This window comes from Phocaeicola sp. RTP21198st1_B8_RTP21198_201120, assembly GCF_040929485.1.
GTDB classification, from domain to species: Bacteria; Bacteroidota; Bacteroidia; order Bacteroidales; family Bacteroidaceae; genus Phocaeicola; species Phocaeicola dorei.
Genome location: NZ_JBCOCI010000235.1, coordinates 1 through 408 on the forward strand (window position 1 = coordinate 1; position 408 = coordinate 408).

Consider the following 408-nt stretch of genomic DNA (forward strand, 5'->3'; position numbering starts at 1 on the left):
ATTAAAGCTTCTTGGAGATTTTCATCCCATAGTATTAAAAATGCTGCCAAGTTTATTACCACCGGAAATGGCCGGACTTGCCGGATTTCTCGAACCGCTAATAGATATGCTATTTATCACTTGGCCGGAATGTGCATTGCTAGTTCAAAGTTTTGACTTGGGACTCGATCTCGTACCTCAAAATTAATATACTATTAAAGAATAAGAACAATGAAGAAATTATATACTCTGATAATCCTTTTATCCCTAACCGGTTTCGGAAGCAGCTTTGCCCAAACCTTGAAAGGACATATATACGACGCCAGAACCAATGAGCCATTGGTAGGCGCAGCCGTCACATACAAACTCCATGGCAATCAGGGAGCAGTGTCCAACATCAATGGAGAATATGAAATCAAACTACCCGAG

Annotated in this window: 1 protein-coding gene and 1 pseudogene; both read left to right on the forward strand. The window is 40.7% G+C overall.

Features of this window, described 5'->3' with window-relative positions:
- Positions 1 to 187: pseudogene (locus AB5935_RS24935) on the forward strand (DUF4925 domain-containing protein); the annotation flags it as partial.
- A 23-nt stretch (positions 188 to 210) separates the two neighbouring features.
- On the forward strand, positions 211 to 408 hold a 198-nt coding region (locus AB5935_RS24940; protein ID WP_368327748.1), incomplete at its 3' end, for a carboxypeptidase-like regulatory domain-containing protein.